Source organism: Desulfosporosinus sp. FKA, from assembly GCF_002196785.1.
In the GTDB taxonomy this organism is placed as follows: Bacteria; Bacillota; Desulfitobacteriia; order Desulfitobacteriales; family Desulfitobacteriaceae; genus Desulfosporosinus; species Desulfosporosinus acididurans.
Genome location: NZ_NAHZ01000026.1, coordinates 1 through 20902, shown reverse-complemented (window position 1 = coordinate 20902; position 20902 = coordinate 1). Strand labels below are relative to the sequence as shown.

21 protein-coding genes and 1 rRNA gene are annotated in these 20902 nt (G+C 42.9%); 17 read left to right on the top strand and 5 right to left on the bottom strand.

Going from position 1 to position 20902, the window contains the following annotated elements; all coding sequences use genetic code 11:
* Positions 1–47: 47 nt before the first annotated feature.
* Positions 48–938 carry an AraC family transcriptional regulator gene (locus tag B5771_RS08930; protein WP_088187219.1) on the bottom strand — a complete coding sequence of 297 codons (891 nt, stop codon included), beginning with the start codon at positions 936–938 and terminating at the stop codon, positions 48–50.
* A gap of 375 nt (positions 939–1313) precedes the next feature.
* Between B5771_RS08930 and B5771_RS08925 the strand changes: the two genes are divergently transcribed.
* The 5 genes from B5771_RS08925 (at position 1314) to B5771_RS08905 (ending at position 3549) form a co-directional block, all read left to right on the top strand.
* Positions 1314–1517 carry a zinc ribbon domain-containing protein gene (locus tag B5771_RS08925; protein ID WP_088187218.1) on the top strand — a complete coding sequence of 68 codons (204 nt, stop codon included), beginning with the start codon at positions 1314–1316 and terminating at the stop codon, positions 1515–1517.
* A 62-nt stretch (positions 1518–1579) separates the two neighbouring features.
* On the top strand, positions 1580–1783 hold the full coding sequence (locus tag B5771_RS08920; protein ID WP_047809477.1) for a 4Fe-4S dicluster domain-containing protein: 204 nt from the start codon (positions 1580–1582) through the stop codon (positions 1781–1783).
* Entirely contained in the window at positions 1773–1985 is a 213-nt protein-coding gene (locus B5771_RS08915; RefSeq protein WP_172408215.1) for a hypothetical protein, read from the top strand. The genes B5771_RS08920 and B5771_RS08915 overlap by 11 nt, the downstream gene beginning before the upstream one ends.
* Positions 1986–2068: 83 nt before the next feature.
* Entirely contained in the window at positions 2069–2464 is a 396-nt protein-coding gene (locus tag B5771_RS08910; RefSeq protein WP_088187216.1) for a DUF302 domain-containing protein, read from the top strand.
* A 191-nt stretch (positions 2465–2655) separates the two neighbouring features.
* Complete coding sequence (locus B5771_RS08905; protein ID WP_088187215.1) at positions 2656–3549, top strand: NAD(P)/FAD-dependent oxidoreductase; 894 nt, start codon at positions 2656–2658, stop codon at positions 3547–3549.
* Between the two features lie 40 nt (positions 3550–3589).
* Here B5771_RS08905 and thrB read toward each other — a convergent pair whose 3' ends face one another.
* Entirely contained in the window at positions 3590–4486 is an 897-nt protein-coding gene (gene thrB, locus B5771_RS08900; RefSeq protein ID WP_088187214.1) for a homoserine kinase, read from the bottom strand.
* A complete protein-coding gene (locus B5771_RS08895) occupies positions 4483–5778 on the bottom strand; it encodes a homoserine dehydrogenase (RefSeq protein ID WP_088187213.1) in 1296 nt (431 codons plus the stop codon). Before B5771_RS08895 ends, thrB begins: the two co-directional genes overlap by 4 nt.
* A gap of 364 nt (positions 5779–6142) precedes the next feature.
* On the opposite strand from B5771_RS08895, the gene ilvE reads away from it, so the two are divergent.
* The 8 genes from ilvE (at position 6143) to B5771_RS08855 (ending at position 15215) form a co-directional block, all read left to right on the top strand.
* A complete protein-coding gene (ilvE, locus tag B5771_RS08890; protein WP_088187212.1) occupies positions 6143–7042 on the top strand; it encodes a branched-chain-amino-acid transaminase in 900 nt (299 codons plus the stop codon).
* A gap of 17 nt (positions 7043–7059) precedes the next feature.
* Positions 7060–8748 carry a biosynthetic-type acetolactate synthase large subunit gene (gene ilvB, locus B5771_RS08885; RefSeq protein ID WP_088187211.1) on the top strand — a complete coding sequence of 563 codons (1689 nt, stop codon included), beginning with the start codon at positions 7060–7062 and terminating at the stop codon, positions 8746–8748.
* A gap of 5 nt (positions 8749–8753) precedes the next feature.
* Complete coding sequence (gene ilvN / locus B5771_RS08880; RefSeq protein ID WP_047809469.1) at positions 8754–9233, top strand: acetolactate synthase small subunit; 480 nt, start codon at positions 8754–8756, stop codon at positions 9231–9233.
* Positions 9234–9302: 69 nt separating this feature from the next.
* Positions 9303–10301, top strand: coding sequence for a ketol-acid reductoisomerase (gene ilvC, locus B5771_RS08875; RefSeq protein WP_088187210.1), 999 nt, complete (start codon positions 9303–9305; stop codon positions 10299–10301).
* Between the two features lie 128 nt (positions 10302–10429).
* A complete protein-coding gene (gene leuB, locus B5771_RS08870) occupies positions 10430–11497 on the top strand; it encodes a 3-isopropylmalate dehydrogenase (RefSeq protein ID WP_088187209.1) in 1068 nt (355 codons plus the stop codon).
* A gap of 510 nt (positions 11498–12007) precedes the next feature.
* On the top strand, positions 12008–12817 hold the full coding sequence (gene proC / locus B5771_RS08865; protein ID WP_088187208.1) for a pyrroline-5-carboxylate reductase: 810 nt from the start codon (positions 12008–12010) through the stop codon (positions 12815–12817).
* Positions 12814–13968 carry a glutamate 5-kinase gene (gene proB / locus B5771_RS08860; RefSeq protein WP_088187207.1) on the top strand — a complete coding sequence of 385 codons (1155 nt, stop codon included), beginning with the start codon at positions 12814–12816 and terminating at the stop codon, positions 13966–13968. Before proC ends, proB begins: the two co-directional genes overlap by 4 nt.
* Complete coding sequence (locus B5771_RS08855) at positions 13965–15215, top strand: glutamate-5-semialdehyde dehydrogenase (protein ID WP_088187206.1); 1251 nt, start codon at positions 13965–13967, stop codon at positions 15213–15215. The genes proB and B5771_RS08855 overlap by 4 nt, the downstream gene beginning before the upstream one ends.
* 19 nt (positions 15216–15234) lie before the next feature.
* Here the strand turns inward: B5771_RS08855 and B5771_RS08850 are convergent, their stop codons facing one another.
* Together B5771_RS08850 and B5771_RS08845 are read right to left on the bottom strand one after the other, a co-directional pair.
* Positions 15235–15585, bottom strand: a complete 351-nt coding sequence (locus tag B5771_RS08850) for a hypothetical protein (protein WP_088187205.1) — start codon at positions 15583–15585, stop codon at positions 15235–15237.
* 180 nt (positions 15586–15765) lie between these two features.
* A complete protein-coding gene (locus B5771_RS08845) occupies positions 15766–16308 on the bottom strand; it encodes an NAD(P)H-dependent oxidoreductase (protein ID WP_047809462.1) in 543 nt (180 codons plus the stop codon).
* 203 nt (positions 16309–16511) lie between these two features.
* Between B5771_RS08845 and B5771_RS08840 the strand changes: the two genes are divergently transcribed.
* The 4 genes from B5771_RS08840 to B5771_RS24550 all read left to right on the top strand — a co-directional run.
* Complete coding sequence (locus B5771_RS08840; protein WP_088187204.1) at positions 16512–17204, top strand: efflux RND transporter periplasmic adaptor subunit; 693 nt, start codon at positions 16512–16514, stop codon at positions 17202–17204.
* A 13-nt stretch (positions 17205–17217) separates the two neighbouring features.
* A complete protein-coding gene (locus tag B5771_RS08835; protein ID WP_088187203.1) occupies positions 17218–18942 on the top strand; it encodes a DHA2 family efflux MFS transporter permease subunit in 1725 nt (574 codons plus the stop codon).
* A gap of 299 nt (positions 18943–19241) precedes the next feature.
* Positions 19242–20411, top strand: coding sequence for an amidohydrolase family protein (locus B5771_RS08830; protein WP_088187202.1), 1170 nt, complete (start codon positions 19242–19244; stop codon positions 20409–20411).
* 395 nt (positions 20412–20806) lie between these two features.
* Positions 20807–20902 (top strand): 16S ribosomal RNA (locus B5771_RS24550); the annotation flags it as partial.

The following is a 20902-nucleotide window of genomic DNA, read 5'->3' as shown; positions in this document are numbered from 1 at the left end:
GTTAACGAAGTACCCACCCCCACTTCTATAAGTGGGGGTCTGTTTCATTAGTTGTCCTCTTCAAAGGAAAGGTTCATAGGCTTTTCTGGCAATTCACTGCTGAGGTCGACATCCGTAGCCGGAACATTTTTGTCAACGATGTCAAAAGAAACGTTATCCATCCATAATTCTCCCGTGCCGTTGAGCAGCATACCGATATTGATGATCGCGCTGTTTTCCGGTACATCAAGCACCACCGAATAATGATTCCAGTCCGTATCGCCCGTTATAGGGCGGTTTTGCATATTATCAATTTTGATCACATTGGCGGTTATGCTGTCAATCCTCATCCAGAGTCCACCCCAGCCTGTCACGTCTCTTGCTTTTAGAAACCCTGATAAACGGACTCTTTTTCCAAGATAGTTTTTGGCTTTAAATTGCTGCATTACCGCATAGTAGTCGCCTGTCTCCAGTTCTGTACTGGTGCTCTTTAAAAGCACTGATTTTGTTCCTTTAAAAAACACTTCGTGGTCAAATGCAGCTTCAAATTTTCCTGGAGCTGTTCCTGTTATGATCCATCCGGGAATCTGCTCATTCGTTTTCATATCGTTCACCTCATTTATAGTTACTAAATGGTTTATGGCACGGCGGTATTTTCCGGGAGGAAGCGCGTAGACCTTCTTAAATGCTCTTGTAAAGGCCTCTTGAGATTCAAAACGGCAGTAGAGAGCAATATCCATAATACTAAACTTCGATGACAGAAGAAGTTTTGCTGCCAAAGATAACCGACGGCTTTGAATATGCTCCTTCAACCCCAAGCCGATCTCGCGCTTAAAAATGCGCACAAAGTGATATTTTGAAAATCCGGAAACTTTTACAATCTCATCCAATGAGAGCCTCTCGCAGAGGTGTTGTTCAATGTATGTGATGGTGTCCTGAATGCTTTGAGAATAGTTCATGAGCGCTCCTCCTAGATGATAGTATAGTACCAATTAGAAGATTTTTTTGATTTGTATTGCGCAAATTTGTATTGCCTGCAATCCTTGAGTTGGTGTATTACTATAGAAATCAGAGAAAGAAAATTCCAACGGGTTGACAAATCATTGATAAGCGAATATATTGGAATTAACACAATACCCTAGAGGGGTATAGGGGATAAGGATAACATTTCTGTTTCATTTAGTATACGACAGACTCATCTCCAAAATATTAAGCGTGTACAGCACAAAAGGAGCTGGGATCCAGGAGTAAGGATCGGGATTCTGAATATGAGGCTGGAGCTGAGCTAAGAAGTTATTATGAACTAAAGAGTTAATTTAGGAGGATTGAAGACGATGCCAAGTTATGATTTAATCTGTCAGATGTGTAATCATAAGTTTTCTGTCTTTTGCAGCATAAGCCAAAAAGACCGGCAAGTATGTCCGGTTTGCGGAAGTGACCAAATAAAACAGCGATTTACCACAATTAATGTTATGGGGAAAAGCTCAAGCGGGGGATCTTCCATAGGCTCAAGCTCTGGTCCTCAGCGCTTTGGCTGAGCAGGCTGCTAATGAGGAACCGGGTGTTCCTTTAATCTGCGGGAATAAGGAGGAGAGAAGGAATGTCAGCGTTTATCTTAGAAAAACTTTGCCGGGGCTGCAAACGCTGTGTCAATACCTGTCCCGAACAGGCTATTGCCATGTTGTCACATTTAGCAGTGGTAGATCCTAAGAAATGTGTGGAATGTGAAGCTTGCATGGAAGCTTGCATGCATGGCGCTATTACCTTTGTGGATGTAGGGGAGATGAATGCTAATGGCGGATGATGGACAAGTGCATGAAAAACCACTGGATCAACAGGAAGTATTACAGCAGCTTAAAGAAGTTGAGAAAAAGCTTATTGATCTTAGAGCTCGTTGGCCGTTTCATTCTGTGCAGCCGCGGATGGTAGCGGAACGAGAAGATTTGGAAGAGGAAAGAGACCGTTTATTGGGTATCCTAAATGTATTGGGAGTTGTTTCGGATTAATTTGCTTATACTATTAGAATGAAGAAGTCTATCGCGTAAAATCGCCGAGATTGAATTATTATCCGATAAAGCGAGGAAAAGTCATGGATTTAAAGTATGAGGTCAAAACGAATAAACCTTTTGAGACAGCTGTGGAAGATTTAAAGAAAACATTAAGCAACAATAGTTTCGGCGTTTTGTGGGAACTTGATTTTAAAGACAAATTGGCAGAAAAAGGGCTGGATTTTCAAGGTCACTTTAAGGTTTTAGAGGTCTGTAATCCCAAACAAGCAAAAGAAGTATTGGAGCTTCAGGTTGAAGTTGGATATTTTTTGCCTTGTAAGGTGGTCGTATACGAAAAAGAAAAAAGTGTGTATATGGGAATGCTGCGGCCGACGTCTTTGATAGGTATGATGGAACACGAACAATTGCTGAGTGTTGCTCAGCAGGTAGAAAGCGTGTTAAAGATAGCGTTGGATGAGAGCTGTCTAAAAACTTAACTTTAAAAATCCAAAATGGGTGCAAATAACCAAAGGCGTTCTCGCTTCACTAATATAGTGGAGTGAGAACGCCTTTATTTAATGATTACCTTATCAGGATTTCTCAGTGCAATATTAAAAGTTAATAGTTAATTTGGGAAATTTGGGGAACACTTCTGCTATAAAGGAAATGAATCGAGGAGGTTTAAAACGTGTCTGAGGATCTTAATAATATCAAAGATCATTATGAACTTGCAATTATTGGATGCGGTCCGGCAGGAATGGCGGCAGCCCTTAATGCAAAAATCAGGAAACGAGATTTTATTTTGTTGGGTTCGGAATTCTGCAGCCCAAAGCTGTCTAAGGCACCTCAAATCGACAATTGGCTCGGTTTTCCTGAAATAAGCGGTGAGGATTTAAGACAGCGGTTTTTAAAACATCTTAAGGAAAAGGACATATCTATTATTCCTTTTAAAGTTACAAGTATATATCCGGGCCCTCCTTTCACCATCATGGGCAAGGAGAAATCCCTGGAAGCCGATGCTCTTATTTTGGCGACGGGTGTTTCGGCGAGTAAATTATTTCCTGGCGAAGCCGAATTGTTAGGTATGGGCGTCGGCTATTGTGCTACCTGTGACGGTCCCTTGTATAAAGACAAGAAGGCAGCGATTATTTCTTATAACCATGAAGGTGAGGATGAGGCCAATTTTATGGCCGACATCTGTTCCCAAGTCTATTATATTCCTTATTACAGTGACGTTCCCTCCCTTGATTCCCGGGTTGACGTTAAGAAGAGCAACGTTGCGAGGATTGTGGGGAAAGAAAGGGTAGAACAACTTGACCTTGGGGAGGAACAATTAACCGTTGACGGAGTATTTATCATCAGAGAAAATCTTCCTGCCGAACAGCTTATTTCAGGTCTGGAAATGGAAGACGGTGCCATTAAGGTAAATCACAAATTAGAGACTAGTTTTCCGGGGTTATTTGCAGCCGGCGATTGCACGGGACAACCCTATCAGTTAATTAAAGCTGCAGGAGAAGGCGGAACTGCGGCCCTTCAGGCAGTGAAATATTTGGATAGTCAAGAGCGAAGAAAGTATCTTTGAGCGCCAAGTTTCTCTTAATTCAATGTGTCGCAAGAATTCCTTATTCGCCTGAAGAGAAGGCACCGCAGTGATCAATATCAAGTATGATGGCCTGGGCCTCAACCCCAAAATGCTTTATCGTTGTCAGCATGCTCTGGCAAACTTCGTTCTTTGAAGATTCCGGAATTAAGGCAATTAGTGTCGGGCCTGAACCGCTTAGAGCTGTTCCATAGGCTCCGGCTTGTTCAGCTGCTTTCAGTGTTTCAAACATACCCGGGATAAGAACGGAACGCTGGTTTTGATGAAGCATGTCGCGCATTCCCTCTTTCAGGAGGGGATAATCTTCACGAATAAAGGCGTCAATTAATAATCCTGCATGGGAGATATTAAATACGGCATCTTGACGAGATACTTCGGGAGGTAAAATGCCTCTGGCCTTTTCTGTTTTTAGGCGCAAGTTCGGAATAAGAACCACTGCCTTCAGATTTGCTCCCTGCCCTAAAACTCTGGGTTGAACTCCATCATCTGTAGAAACAGCTAAGGTGATTCCCCCATATAAAGCAGGTGTGACGTTATCAGGGTGTCCTTCAAGAGCATTGGCCATCTGCAGCAGCTCTAATTTTGCTAAAGGGGCTCCGGCCAAACTATTGGCTGCTACAAGTCCACCCACGATGGCAGCGGAGCTGCTGCCGAGACCGCGAGCTGGAGGAATATGATTTTCCAATGTCAGGGCAACCGTCGGAATGGGATAATTAAGTTGCTCCCAGAGGCGGCACATGGTTTGCCAGACAAGGTTGCTCTCATCAGTTGATATACCTTCCTGATAGGTTCCTGTTAATGAGATTTGGAAGGGGCGGTTGATGTCGATTTTAATTGAGTTATATAGTTGAAGGGCCAGGCCAAGACAGTCAAAACCGGGTCCGAGATTGGCAGAGGTAGCAGGGATTTTTACGATCATGGGTTCGACTCCTCCCCTTTTTCAAAGCGTATTACGTTGTGAATCATGAGAACTTTACTATACGCCCGAACAGAGTCCAGAGCCTCTTGAAGCGCGCCTTCGCGGCAGGGGTGCGTCACTAGTACGATTTCGGCTTGCTGTTCGCCGCGTGGCTTTTGAATAATAGAAGCAAAGCTGATGTTGGCTTCGGCAAAGAGGAGCGCCAAGGTGGCAAGGACGCGGGGCTCATCTTTCACGAGAAGACGGATATAAAAGGCAGTGAAGAATTCCGAGGAGGCTTTGATTCCGAGGTCACGATAACAGGTGCAGTTAATCATCGACGTGGAGTTAGCCTGGATGTTGCGAATGACACGAATGATATCAGAAACTACGGCACTGCCGGTCGGCAGTGATCCTGCCCCCCTGCCGTAAAACATGGTTTCTCCCACGGCATCGCCCACAACATAAATGGCATTATAAACACCGTTTACGGCAGCTAGGGGATGGTTCATGGGCAAAATTGCCGGATGAACACGAACTTCGATGCTTTCTTCGTGATGTTTTGCGATTGCCAGTAATTTGATGGTGCATCCGAGTTCTGCTGCATAGGCTAAATCTTGGCGAGTGATTTTGGAGATGCCTTCTACAAAAACGTCCTTGAGGGTAACCCGTGAATTAAAGGCAATAGAAGCTAGGATGGACAGCTTTCGTGCTGCATCTAATCCGTCGACATCGGCCGAAGGGTCAGCTTCAGCATAACCCAAGCTTTGTGCTTCAGCCAATACTTCAAAATAATCCCGGCCTTGTTCTGCCATAGCAGACAGAATATAGTTGGTCGTTCCGTTAATGATTCCAATTAAAGCCGAAATTCGATTCGCAGCCAAAGCGTGTTTAAGGGCAGCAATGATAGGGATTCCACCGGCGACACTTGCTTCAAAATAGAGGTCTTTACCTGCCGTATTGGCAGCGTCCAGGAGTTCTTGCCCATGGAGAGCCAATAAGTCCTTATTCGCTGTGACCACATGTTTGCCTTGGCGCAGCGCTTCTAATATATAAGAACGAGCGGGTTCAATCCCTCCTATAACTTCAACAATGATATCAATCTCAGGGTCCTGAAGGATATCATTGGCTTGGTCCGTGAGTTGAAACTTCCCCTGAATATTTCGGGGAAGTTCGGGATTGCGGACTAGGATCTTCTTTATCTGAATTTCACTTTGAGTTCTCGTTTGGATGTCTTCGGCATTTTGCTGTAATATGCTGACAACGCCACTACCAACTGTTCCAAGACCTAAAATTCCAATGTTAATTGGCATCTTTGGCAGCTCCTCTCAATAAAAACAAATGTATTTTAATAGTGGACATTATACCGCTAACTATCAAGTTTTGACAAGGGATCCCGTGAATTAATATGAATTTCATGGAAAAAGGGTTGACACTGAGGATTGTATTCTGTATCATATACACAACGTATGCAGTACAAATGTCTTATAACAGAGGAGGAAGTGTATCTAGGGTTCCGGGGGCAACCTGACTGGTCCAAGCGATACAGAATCCAATTACGGATTTACACCGTGGGTAGAAAAAACCCAAGCGGAAAGTTCCACGTTGCTAGGGACTAGGCTTGGGTTTTTAAGTTGTCTGAATTATTGAGGATATTTTATAGAAAGGGGTAAACTAATGGGACTTGTAATTTACTGTAAAGGGGCTTTCGTTTCTGAACAAGAGGCCAAAGTATCAATTTTTGATCATGGCTTTTTATATGGAGACGGAATTTTTGAAGGAATTCGTGCCTATCATGGCCGAGTCTTTAAATTAGATGAGCATTTAAAACGGCTCTATGAATCGGCAAAGTCGATTCATTTATCTATTGGGATAGCGAAGGATGAAATGCAGGAGATTGTCTTGGAAACGTTACGCAGAAATGGGTTAAGAGATGCTTATATTCGTTTAGTTGTTTCCCGTGGCAAAGGGGATTTAGGACTTGACCCTAATAACTGTTCTCAAGCTTCGATCTTTTGTATCGCGGATCAAATAAAAATCTTTGAGCCGATTAAATATGAACGAGGATTGGAAGTCAAAACCGCTGCCACCCGAAGAAATAACCCTGATTCCTTAAATCCAAGAATTAAATCTCTTAACTATTTGAATAATATTCTTGCTAAAATCGAAGCCAATCAAGCGGGAGTTGTGGAAGCAATCATGTTGACTCAAGATGGCTACGTTGCCGAAGGAACTTCTGACAATATTTTTATTGTGCGCAACGGAGTACTGATGACACCCCCTTTATCTGCGGGGGTTTTGGAAGGTATAACCAGGAATTCAGTTCTGGAGCTTGCGCGTGAATTGGGGATTAGAACCGCTGAAGAATTATTTACCCGTCACGATCTCTATACTGCCAGTGAGTGCTTTTTAACGGGTACAGCGGCTGAACTTATCCCCGTAGTTAATGTCGATGGCAGGGACATTGACAATGGAGCTCCCGGAGAAGTCTTTAAAAAACTTCTCGCTGCTTTTAGGGCTTTAACTCTTGTCAACGGTCCTGAGATTTATAAAGCGCAAAGCGCAACCGCCAGATAATAGAGGAGGGAAATGAAATGAGTGAGGAAAAGAAGGGATTAAGTGGAGCAAAACTATTATTAGATGCCTTACGAGAGGAAGGTGTGGACATTATCTTTGGCTATCCCGGCGGGGTATTGCTTCCTCTATATGATGCTATGCTGGATTCGCCCATACGCCACGTCTTAGGGCGCCACGAGCAAGGGGTTGTTTTTGCTGCTGATGGCTACGCACGAGTTAGTGGTAAAGTAGGAGTATGTCTGGCGACGTCAGGCCCCGGGGCTACAAATTTGGTAACCGGTATAACTAATGCCTATTCCGATTCCATTCCTCTAGTCGTTTTAACAGGGCAAGTGCCAACAAGCTCCCTTGGATCGGATTCTTTTCAGGAAGTCGATATTATTGGCATTACAATGCCGATAACAAAGCATTCCTATATCGTTAAAGATCCTCGTGATCTTCCCAGAGTAGTTAAAGAAGCCTTCTTTCTTGCCCGAACCGGACGACCAGGTCCAGTTGTAATTGATCTGCCGAAGGATGTTTTAGCCCAGGAAAATGTTGAACCTTTTCCCAGCGATATGAAGCTTAAGGGGTATAAAATCTTTGGCAGGGGCAATAACAGTAAAATCGAAGAGGTAGCTCAAGCACTTTCCGAAGCGCGAAAACCTGTTCTTTATGCTGGCGGGGGAGTCGTGACAGCGAACGCCGAGGAAGCTCTGCGTCAATTTGCTGAAAGGGCAAATTTGCCTGTTGTTACCACGTTAATGGGGATCGGCAGTCTTCCTTACGGTCACCCTAATCTTTTAGGAATGGTCGGCATGCATGGCACAGTGACTGCCAACTATACAGTGGATGATTGTGACTTACTGATTGCTGTAGGAGTTCGCTTCGATGATCGGGTAACAAGCGGTTTAGGCCATCGTTTCGCGACTAAAGCAAAAGTCATTCATATGGATATTGATCCTGTAGAAATTAGTAAAGTTGTAAAAACACACATGCGAATTGTCGGAGACGCTCGTAAAATTCTTGAGGAACTCCTGGAGGTCCTGCCCGGACATTCGCTTCCTGAACTTTCCGAATGGTGGGGACAAATTCGTAACTGGCAGAAGGATAATCCCTTAGGCTGTGATTTAGACTCCTTAACTCCTCAATTAGTTGTCAAGACACTTGGTGAACTGGCTGGCGGAGAGGCTGTAATAGCTACTGACGTAGGACAACATCAAATGTGGGTGGCTCAGTTTTATCCGATAGCCCATATGCGCAATTATGCAACAAGCTGCGGTCTAGGAGTCATGGGTTATGGACTGCCGGCTGCAGTTGGGGCTCAATTGGCTCGTCCTCAAGATAATGTATTTTTAATAACCGGAGATGGTTCACTGCAAATGTCTATTCAGGAGCTGGGAACCGTCGCTCAAAACAAACTGCCAATTAAAATTATCTTGCTTAATAACGGTGTTCTTGGAATGGTTCGTCAAATGCAAAAGATGTTTTATGACGGACGGTACAACCATATTCAACTTGAAGGAAATCCGGATTTTGTCAAAGTGGCCGAGGCCTATGGAATTCGTGGAATTCACGTTAATTCTGTAGATCAGGTCCGTGGTGCTATTGAGGAAGCGGTTAATTCTTCTGGACCGATATTGCTGGATTTCAAGATTTCTCCTGATGAAAATGTTTTACCGTTAGTCCCTCCAGGAAAAGTTATCACTGAAATGATTGTGAGGTAATGAGTATGTTGCATACACTTGCAGTTCTTGTGGAAAATCACCCTGGTGTTTTGATTAAAGTAGCGGGACTTTTTGCGCGCAGGGCTTACAATATTGAGAGCCTGACCGTTTGTCAGACTGAGGATCCTGAAGTATCAAGGATGACGATTGTTGTAGCCGGTGATGATCAAGTTATCGAACAAGTTAGAAACCAGTTAAGTAAACTTGTTGTGGTTCACTCAGTTGTAGATTTAACTGAGAAGAGCGTAGTGGATAGAGAATTGGCCCTGGTGAGGATTCCTATTAATTCGGAAACGCGCTCTGAAGTCTTTCAAACCGTGGATGTTTTCCGTGGACGGGTTGTTGATATGGGCAGAAGCAATATCACGGTTGAATTGACCGGGGACATTGATAAAATCGATGCCTTTGTTCATGCGCTTCGTCCCTATGGTTTATTAGAATTAGTGCGAACGGGCAAAATTGCTATTATGCGTTCTGAGGCATGAGGTGTATAATAGATGTTGTTTGCAGCTTATTTTAATATAATAGTTTAGAATTAGAGAGGAAGATATTAAATGGCAAAAATGTATTATGAAGTTGATGCAAATCTCGAATTACTCAAAGGAAAAGTTATTGCGGTAATGGGTTATGGCAGTCAAGGACATGCTCAAGCTCAAAACCTTAAAGATTCAGGCCTTAAGGTCTTAATTGGACTTCGCCCCGGCAGTGCACGCTGGAAACGGGCTGAAGAAGCCGGTTTTGAAGTGATGACGGTTTCCGAAGCAGCCGCTCGTGCTGATGTCATACAGATTCTGCTTCCTGATGAAACCCAAAGTAAAGTTTATGAAAATGAAATTAAACAACATTTAACCTCAGGCAAAGCTCTCGTCTTTTCCCATGGCTTTAATATTCACTTTGGCCAAATTGTTCCTCCCAGTGATGTTGATGTATTCATGGTTGCACCAAAAAGTCCGGGACATTTGGTTCGCAGAACCTATACTGAAGGCGCAGGGGTACCATCCTTGATTGCAGTTCATCAAGATGCTACAGGTAAAGCCAAAGAGTTGGCTTTAGCTTACGCTAAAGGAATCGGTTCCACTAAAGCCGGAGTATTAGAAACGACCTTCGGCGAAGAAACCGAAACAGATTTATTCGGTGAACAAGCTGTTCTGTGCGGCGGTACTTCTGAGCTTGTTAAAGCCGGATTTGAGACTTTGGTGGCAGCCGGCTATCAACCGGAAATTGCTTACTTCGAATGTATGCATGAATTAAAGCTGATTGTAGACTTAATGTATGAGGGCGGTTTGAGCTGGATGCGCTATTCAGTATCTGATACGGCTCAATATGGTGATATGACTGTAGGAAAACGAATTGTAAATGATGAGACCCGCAAAGAAATGAAAAAGGTACTGACTGAAATTCAAGATGGGACATTTGCTAAGAACTGGTTATTGGAAAATCAGGCTAATCGTCCGGCCTTTAATGCTATGGCTCGTCGTGAAGAAAATCATCTCATCGAGAAAGTTGGAGAACAATTACGAGGTATGATGAGCTGGCTGAAAAAACACGAATAGAAACAGCAGGTAAAATCACCAGTGAATAATACAACAGGTATGGAGTTTCAGGCCAGATCGTTTCCTCCAATTATGCAGGAGTTGATTCGTACGGGCGAACTGATTCCATATTCGAGGGAGGGAACAGAATGCCTAAAGTCGTTGTTCTTCCGGGAGATGGTATTGGTCAAGAAATTACCCCGGAAGCAATTAAAGTGTTAAACGCTGTCTTAAAAGACAGTGCAGTTAAGCTAGAGTTTGAAAATCATTTAATTGGCGGGGCGGCCATTGATGAAGCTGGAAAGGCTCTTCCGGATGCTACTCTCGAGGCAGCATTAGCCGCAGATGCAGTTCTTTTAGGATCAGTAGGCGGACCAAAGTGGGATACCCTGCCCGCCCCGCAGCGCCCAGAGTTAGGCGGTCTTCTTGCAATTCGCAAGGCACTGACTCTGTTTGCTAATATACGTCCCGTTAAAATGCTGCCCATGTTAGTTGAAGCATCAACTCTTCGCCCTGAAGTCGTACAAAATGTTGACCTCGTGGTTTTGCGTGAATTAACGGGCGGGTTATATTTCGGAGAAAAAGGCAGAACCAAGAACCCTCCCAGTGCTTTTGACACCTTGATTTATTCGGAAGAGGAAATTCGCCGGATCGTTGAGCTTGGTTTCCAAATGGCTCGCCAGCGTCGCGGCAAGCTCTGCTCAGTGGATAAGGCCAATGTTTTGGAATCTTCTCGTTTTTGGCGGGAGATCACTCGGGACGTTGCCCAAAAGTATCCTGAAGTTGAATTAACCCATATGTACGTTGATAATGCTGCCATGCAGCTTGTCCGTTACCCAACTCAGTTTGATGTCATCGTGACAGAGAATATGTTTGGTGATATTCTAACGGATTTAGCCTCTATGCTCATGGGCTCTATTGGTATGATTTCTTCAGCAAGCTTAAACGGGAAGAAAGGGCTTTATGAACCGGCTCATGGTTCGGCTCCCGATATTGCCGGTAAAAATATCGCCAATCCTCTGGCTACGATTCTTTCAGGTGCGTTGATGCTGCGTTATTCCTTTGATCTGGAAGAGGAAGCTAAGCTGATTGAGCGTGCCGTGGAAAGAGTGTTAGAAGAGGGATACCGCACGACGGATCTTGCAAAACCTGGGGATAAAGTCCTGGGTACTCGTGAGATGGGGGACGCAGTCGTAGCTGCCCTAGGGAAAAAATAACAAGTCGGTGTGTCTAACCATCGTTTACTGCTGAGAAAAATACTTAATGTTTATGATTTACAAGATTATCAGACTTGCATATTATAACTATATACGCTACAGTATAGTTGAATTGTATATTGAATGAAGTCAAGGATCGACCCAGTATGATCGACGTGGAGTTCAGAGAGGAAAACAAGCGCTGAGAGTTTTTCCTTCTGCGTTGTCAGAAACCCAGTCGTGAGACTCTGATGATGAATCAGACGGTTTCCACCGTTAGAGGGATTGTTTATTGGATTACTCTGATAACATTGAGCTGGCTTTGCAATAAAGGTGGTACCGCGGAAGGCTTCTTTCGTCCTTAAATTATGGACGAAAGAAGTCTTTTTGTTTTGGATTATAGTCCCAGCAGGTGTTTATCAAGGATTCCAGTTAATAAAAAACTAATGGATAGACAGAATAAGAACAATGATCTGTTGCAGATGAGCTTTCAAAAATTATTAGTAATATGGTTTAGAAAGGATGTTAACTATGAAACTAAGCGTTGGCTTCATTGGCGCTGGTAATATTGCCGAGGCGATGATTAGCGGTTTGACGAAAGTAGACCAATCGATACAAATTAGAGTGACAAACCATGCAAATACTGAGAGGTTACAACAGCTGGCTGTTAGATATAATCTTCTCGCTTCCAACTTGAATGAACTTGTGGAGAACTCCCGTGTCTTAATCATTGCTGTAAAACCCAAAAACGTTAAAGACGTTCTTGAACAACTAAAAACCTTTGATCTTGGTGGTAAACTCATCATAAGTGTCGCAGCGGGTGTTCCCCTCAAATTATTTTATAAGTTTTTGCCGGGAGTTGCTGTTATAAGGGCAATGCCGAATACCTCAACAACGGTGCTTCATTCTATGACGGGATTAGTACGCGGTGAAGATGTTACTCCGGAACAAGCAGAAATGAGCGAACAAATCTTTTCTGCTGTAGGGAAAATTTTATGGATTCCCGAGGAAAAAATGAATGCCCTTACAGCAATAAGCGGAAGTGGACCTGCGTACTTTTATCTATTTATCGAAAGCTTAATTATGGCTGGAGTTCAATTGGGATTAAGTGAAAAAGAAGCAGAAATGTTAGTCCTTGAAACTTCAATCGGAGCAGGAAAAATGATTGCTGAGAGTGAGAAGTCACCAGGCAGGCTGCGAAAGGAGGTCACCTCTCCCAACGGAACCACCTATGCGGCAATTAATATTTTTATGGAAGAAAAATTAGCCGAAACGGTAGTGAAAGCTGCGAAGGCCTGTGCTCTGCGCTCAGAAGAAATGGAAGGAGAGTATTCGGTGTGACCACATTTTCGGCTCGTCGAATTGTTTTGAAAATTGGAAGCAGCAGTTTGAACCATTCTCGGGGAGGCTTAGATGAAGAAGCTATCGCAGAAGTTGTCGATGTAATTGCCGCTTTGAAGCAGTCAGGGATAGAATGTATTTTAGTAACATCCGGAGCCGTAGCAGCGGGAATGGGAGAATTGAGACTTCATACACGACCACGTGATTTAGCCGGTAAACAAGCAGTAGCGGCAGTTGGACAGGGCGTTCTTATTGAAAAGTACGCTCAAAATTTGGAACGACATGGGTTAGTCGGGGCCCAAATTTTATTATCGCGGATCGATCTTGCAGAAGCATCGCGCTATCATAATGCGCAAAACACTTTGGAGAAACTTTTGCGGCTGCAAGTAGTTCCGATCATTAATGAAAATGATACAGTAGCCATTGAAGAACTTTGCTTTGGAGACAACGACAGCCTTTCGGCCCTGGTTGCGGGATTAGTTCATGCAGATTTGTTAGTCATTCTCACAGATGTAGATGGGCTGTATACAGCGAATCCCAAAAAGGACAGCTTAGCTCAACTTATCGAAGAGGTTGCCGATATTTCAGCGGTCGAGACGATGGCCGGAGGAGCAGGAAGTATTCTGGGAACTGGCGGCATGCTGACAAAATTAAGAGCAGCCAAGATTGCTACACGTTTTGGTATTGGGATGCTTTTACTCAATTTTACGCGGATTAGGGAGCTAGTGGAACTGAACGAAAGGCAGGGAGCTAGAGGAACTTATTTTCACCCTGTGAAGCATCGCCTGGCAGGGCGTAAACGCTGGATTGCCTATGCAGGACTGTCGGAGGGAAGTATTCAAATAGATGACGGAGCTGTAAAGGCCTTGGTAGAAGAAGGAAAAAGTTTGCTGGCTAAAGGGATCAAATCTACTGAAGGAACATGGGAACGAAAAGAAATTGTGCGTATCTTGAATCTTGTTGGTGATGAGGTGGCCAGAGGAGTTATTGAATTGAGCAGTCACGAGGTAGAACTTGTTAAGGGTTTGCACTCTGAAAAAATGCAGGAACTTATTCCCGATTCTTCTGGGGAAGAAGTTGTTCACCGGGATAACATGACTCTGATGATTGATTGTGTAAAAACTATTATGACTGGGAGGGATTTAGTGTGATTCAACAGGAACTCTTGGAGATTGGGAAAAGGGCTAAACAAGCTGCCCGTCAGTTGGCGTACGCGAGTACGGAGTCAAAAAATAAGGCATTGCTTGCAATGGCTGAGGCACTACTGGAGAATGAGCAAGAAATACTTCAGGCTAATTCGATTGATGTTCAAGCTGCTGAGCATAAGGGTATTAAAAAAAGTCTCATAAATCGGTTGAGACTAACTTCAGAAGGGATTTCCAATATTAGTAATGCTTTGAAGGAAGTTATTGCTTTGCGGGACCCGGTTGGAGAAGGGGAGGTTTGGACTAGACCTAATGGTTTAAGAATTCAACAGACACGCGTCCCTTTAGGGGTTGTGGCGATGATCTATGAGGCAAGGCCTAATGTAACGGTTGATGCGGCGGCCTTATGCCTAAAGTCCGGTAATTCCGTAATTCTGAGAGGAGGATCTGAGGCCTTAGAAAGTAATAAAGTTCTAGCAAAGGTTATTGCCCAAGCAGCTGAAAAGAGCGGCTTGCCCGAAGGATGTATTCAGTTGATAACTGAAACAAATCGAGAATGGGTTCAGCAGCTTATGCGGATGAATAACTTTGTGGACGTTATTATACCACGAGGGGGAGCTGGATTAATTCAGACTGTCGTCCAAAATGCAACTGTCCCGGTCATAGAAACGGGAACAGGAATGTGTCATGCTTTTGTTGATCGAGATGCGGATTATGAAAAGGCGATCGCCATTATTATTAATGGTAAAACGCAAAACCCCGGAGTATGTAATGCGTTAGAGACTCTTTTGGTAGATGGACCAATCGCCCAAGATTTTTTGCCAAGAATAGGTGAAGAATTGAAGAAACACCAGGTTGTAATTAAGGGGTGCCCAAGAACCTGTGAGATTTTGCCCTTCGCTCTTCCCGCTGAAGAAGACGATTGGGTTTTAGAACATTTAGACCTTATTCTCAGTGTAAAAGTTGTTCCGAATTTGGATGCAGCTCTCGACCATATCTATCAATACAGTACTAAACATTCAGAAACAATTATAACTGAGAATTATTCTAAGGCTCAGCGTTTTTTGAAAGAGGTTGATGCTGCTGCAGCTTATGTTAATGCTTCAACGCGGTTTACAGATGGCGGACGCTTTGGCTTTGGAGCAGAGATTGGGATCAGCACCCAAAAATTGCATGCTCGCGGGCCTATGGGTCTTAAAGAATTAACGACCATTAAGTATATAGTCTATGGAGACGGACAAATTGTAACTTAGAAATAATTCATGGCAACCGTTACCCTTTCGGAGACCGCATTGAGCGTAAGGCAGAACGATATTCCTCGTCTCTGCGCTTTACTGAAGGGGTAACTGTCTCTTTCCTTTCACTAAGCGATTGACGTAACGCATTTCTATAGTGTTGATCAGCCATCTGCGATAAACTTTTCTTGTTGAGATTAGGAACGGATTTTTCCAGATTTTGTGGCGAAGCTTCCGGTTCCTTGTCACTTATAACTTCGCTTAAGGAATCTGTTTCGCTTGGAGTTTCTTTTATCGTTGCTGTTCGATTAAAAGCACGTAAATTGTATGTCAATAGAAGAGCAACAGCAATTACAACGACAATTCCGAAAGCAATAAACGAAAGCATTTCTGATCACTCCTTTACGTTTAGCGGCAGAAGAAAAATTTTTTCTCATATAAATTAATAGCGCTTTGTTCAAAAAAGACTTGGAAGTTTGCCAAGTCTTTTTTTTATTCACTATTGCCAGAACGAATATCTTTTGGTAATTATCTACTGGATTATTAATGGCAATTTATGTCTGGATCTCTAAACTCGGCAAAACTTAAGGGCGATTTCAGCAACTCGTTGACCGAGGGCTTTTCCCAATGCTAAATCCGATTCCGTGGGCATGTTTGGAGGACTATCAGGGCTGCTTTCCACTGGGCATGTAATTCCGGCTCCATAATACGAGCCGAAGAGGGCGTTTTCCGGAATATTCCCGGGTAAACCGACAATGATCATTCCTTGATGAAGCATGGTTGTTATGAGGTTAAGGAGAGTGGATTCAGTTCCGCCGTGAACTGAGGCTGTTGTACAAAAAACGGCACCAACTTTATTAATTAATTTGCCTTCAGCCCAGATAATCCCGAGATCATCAATCCAGGCTTTCAAATTGGCACTTATCGTTCCAAAATGACCGGGGCATCCCCAAATAATAGCATCCATATCTACTAATTCTTCGGGTCTGCTTTCCGAAACATGTTTTAGATGTACCTTAGTATCCTTAACACTTTCAGCACCTGCGGCAATAGCTTTGGCAAGCATTTCAGTATGACCGCTTTCACTGTCATAAACAACATAGACGTTCATTTATTTTTAAGCCTCCTTTAACAACCTCTTTCGTTAGATTACCAATTTTAATAAACTACTATACAAATGTCCTGATTCCTTAGCTTCCTAATATTCCCTGTCATAGCTAATAAGAATATGACACAAATTAGCTGCAGTTTAACGATTAATTAGTTGTGTCTAGAAATCGCAAATGTACAGGAGCTTAAGGAGGTTATATGAGAATGGCTGATGGACGGGCATCAAATACGAGCCGCATTATTTTAATTAATATTCTTGTTCTGGCGCTGATCATAGGTGGAGGAATTACGGTTTATTATTATTACAATCAATCCTATTATTACGTTACGACAGATAATGCCCGCATTGATGGTCAACAAATTACAATCAGTGCCTTGGGCAATGGCAAAATTGCAGATTGGAATGGATCAGTAAACAGCCGATTCACTGCAGGACAACGACTAGGCGGGCTTCAAGTTGTCGGGGGAACCACAGCAACTGCTGCCGCAACAACTTCTCCAACAATGGATATAACAATGCCGGTTAATGGTACGATTGTTCAGCAAAACGTTATCCCTAATAGTTTTGTAGCTGCAGGAACTCCTTTAGCTTACGCTTATAACATGGATGCCTTATGGGTAAGCGCTAACATAAATGAAACGAATATCAACAACATTCAACAAAATCAGAGTGTTGATGTATACGTCGATGCCTATCCCGGTACTGCTCTTTCAGGAAAAGTAAGCCAAATCGGACTGACAACTGCCGCACAGTTTTCACTTCTTCCCCAACAAAATACTACCGCTAATTTTACTAAGGTGACACAGGTTATTCCCGTAATAATAACGCTAGATGGTTATAAGGGGTTGAATCTCGCTCCGGGGATGAGTGTAACAGCACGAATACATATAAGATAAGGGAGTCAAGGCAATGATTATTCTAGCGTTTGTCTACATTTTTTTAGGCTTCGTTTTATTAATGTTTGTTAATATGGGACTCCTGCGAAGGAAGAAAGGCAACGTAAAGGAAGTAAATGATAAGTCTTCACAAGAGCCGGTTTTAATGGCTTCTAGAGCTGCTCAGCCTTCAGTTATGAGTCAGACACGAGTACCCGCTGATGCTATAAGAGATACCGGCGTACAAGACTTTAATACTCTTCAAATTCTGATTGTTTTAATGCTGGGTGCCTTTGTTTCCATTTTGAATCAAACTTTGGATAATGTAGCAATACCGCATATGATGCTGGATTTTAATGTTTCGGCAAGTACTATCCAATGGATCGTAACGGGGTATATGCTTGTCAATGGAGTGCTGATTCCTATTACCGCCTACCTTATGGAATCAGTAGGAAGCCGGAAACTGGTTTTTGTGGCAATGATCAGTTTTACGTTGGGTTCACTGATCTGTGCCATATCTCCAACATTTCCCGTTTTTATGACCGGAAGAATCATTCAAGGAATTGGGGCCGGAATTCTTATGCCCTTATTGACCAATGTGTTTCTTGCTATTTTTCCCCCTCATCAAAGAGGTAAAGCTTTAGGAACTATGGGGATCGTTATGGTTTTTGCGCCAGCCATCGGACCAACTCTTGGTGGGTGGGTAGTTCAGACTTACTCTTGGCGTCTTCTTTTCTCCGCTCTCGTACCAATTGGAGCCTTGGATTTGTTTTTAGCCGTAATCTGGATGAAAGACGTTTTGAAGTTAACTTTTCCGAGGTTTGATGTATGGGGAGCAGTGTTTTCGACAATCGGTTTAGGAAGCTTACTTTATGGAGTTAGCGAAGCGGGCAACAAAGGATGGGGCAGTATGGAAGTAATACTTTTTCTAACCGTCGGGATTTTTGCCATACTGCTCTTTATAAGACGCGAATTTACAGTAGATTCTCCGATGCTGAACCTGCGTGTTTACAAATACCGAGCATTTACTCTGACAATAATAATTAATGCTGTCGTTACGACAGTTATGTACGCAGCAATGATGCTGCTGCCAATATACTTGCAAAATATCCGGGGTTTTACGCCTTTACAATCAGGTTTCCTCCTATTACCCGGAGCATTGTTGATGGGAATTATGGGGCCTATTGCCGGCGCAGTATTTGATCTTATTGGCCTTAGGGTTTTAGCGGTAGTGGGAATGACGATTACAGCGATAGCAACCTGGGAATTTACCAAACTCACTAATGCTACTATGTACGACAATATATTATTGCTCTACACGATTCGTTCTCTGGGTGTATCATTAATTATGATGCCGCTGATGACGGCTGGCCTAAATGAATTACCGAGACATTTGAATAGTCATGGTACTGCCATGTTCAATACGATGCGTCAAGTTTCTGGTTCGTTGGGTACAGCTATTTTGGTCACAATAATGTCGACAAGAACTACTATCCATTTTGCCACCTATTCAAGTACAATTACCTCACTCAATCCGTCGATTCTTGTCCAGCTTAACAATTTTATATCCCATTTAGGTCTTTCACCCCAAACAGGGCGTATTCTCGGATTGCAGGAAATATACGGCTTAGTATCTGAACAAGCTACGATTCAGGGGATTAATGATTCTTTTATCGTTGCAACAGTATTGGCGATAATTGGTTTGATCCCGGCGCTTTTTATTAGGAAAGCAGTTGCTTCCAAATCAGATCCCGCCTAATGAACCAAAAATAAATTACTGACTTAAAGGAGCATTGGTTAGAAGCCGTTGCTCCTTTTCATTACAAACTATTCTTTAAATGTTTTCAGAAAACTCGGAGGTTATTCTTTAGAACAGTAGAATAAATACATATAACAATTGTGTGAGCAAAGCTGTAGGTGTTCTTGAGTTCTTAACATATAATCGGGAAGGTGGGATTGCTCCTCGTGCGGCACTTCAACGTTCGCAGAACGTAAGTGGTGGGAGCATGTTTGCTCTGTCGATAAAAATCGAAGAGATCTTTTTAAGAGGTGAATTTTTTGAATATTTCATGCAGCGCTGAGAAAAGAGTTTTAGAAATACCTCCTAAGGGCCAGGCAATTATTGGAGGATTCTGGAGTCCGGAAAATGGTTTGAATTCCTTACCTACTGTCCTTCAATGGAAAGATGGCAAAGTTCATAGTCTTGAACCTTTAAGGATTACTGAAAACATTGATGCGGAATGTTATGATTGGAAATCCTATTATCTCCAGCCTGGGTGGCTTGATGCTCATGTCCATTTGGCTTTGGACAGTTTGGATTTTTATCAATGCTTAAAAAACTGGGAAAATCCGAACTTAATTTACAAAAACATTCAAGCTTATCTGCAAACCTATCTTAATCTGGGGATTGTTGCGATCAGAGATGGAGGAGATCAACCTGGGTTTGCTTGGTTTGCCCGGAATCGACTTTATGAGGGTAGTTGGCTTGGACCTAGAGTGATTTCTGTACATGAGGCAGTAAATCGCAAAGGTATGTATGGGCGTTTCTTAGGACGCGGTTTTGATGGGATTTCTGATTGGCAAACGAACATCATTAATTTTTATACTCAAGGCATTGACCAACTTAAAGTCATTGTTTCAGGACTGATACGTTTCGATAATTTTCGGGTTGTTGGACCGACACAATGGACCGTTGAAGAATTGCAAAGGATTGTCCTGACTGCTCACCAGAGAGGTGTTTTGGTGATGGCCCATGCCAGCGGTGAAGAAGGGATCTCTGTCGCTATTGACGCCGGGGTTGATTCGATTGAACACGGATATTATATGACGTCTGAACACTTGAATAAGATGAAAAATCAGGGTATTGCCTGGATACCGACGGTTTCTCCCATTGGTAATATTTTAAAATACCCGACAAACCGCTATTCTGCCAAGGAGATTGATACCTTAAAACGAATTCTTGAGACACAACTTGCTGTGATTTATGAAGCCTATCAAAAAAATGTTCGCATTGGAATTGGCACGGATGCCGGTGCCTATCTTGTACCTCATGGCGAGAGCTTGTATGATGAAATGGATTGGCTGATTCAAGCTGGAATTCCAAGGCTAGAAGTGTATTCGATGGCAACTCGAGAAAATGCCCGAATTTTAGGGCAAAACGATTTAGGCCGTTTAACTATCCATACGCCGATGAATCTATTACAGCTTACTGCAAAATACTATGGTTAAACGTTTACATTTTATCCAGTTTACCAGAATTAGGCGGATTGAATAAGAAAATGAAAAAATCTGTTGACATAGTTAAGGAAGAAGTGGTATTATAACAAAGCGCTCAAGAACAGCGCTTCTAAATACCTCTCAAACCTGTTGCTTGAAAAAAAGTTGTTGACAGCATTAAGAGAGAGTGTTAGACTGAAATTCCTTGGTCTTTGAAAACTAAACAACAAGGACAGCCAATGANAAAAAGTTGTTGACAGCATTAAGAGAGAGTGTTAGACTGAAATTCCTTGGTCTTTGAAAACTAAACAACAAGGACAGCCAATGAGAGAAACTCGCAAGAGTTTCAAAAGAATCATGGAATCATGAGCAAGTCATCATCTTCTTCAAGAGAAGTTGAAATAACTTTTTTGGAGAGTTTGATCCTGGCTCAGGACGAACGCTGGCGGCGTGCTTAACACATGCAAGTCGAACGGAGAGAATTCTAAGTTTACTTAGAAGGA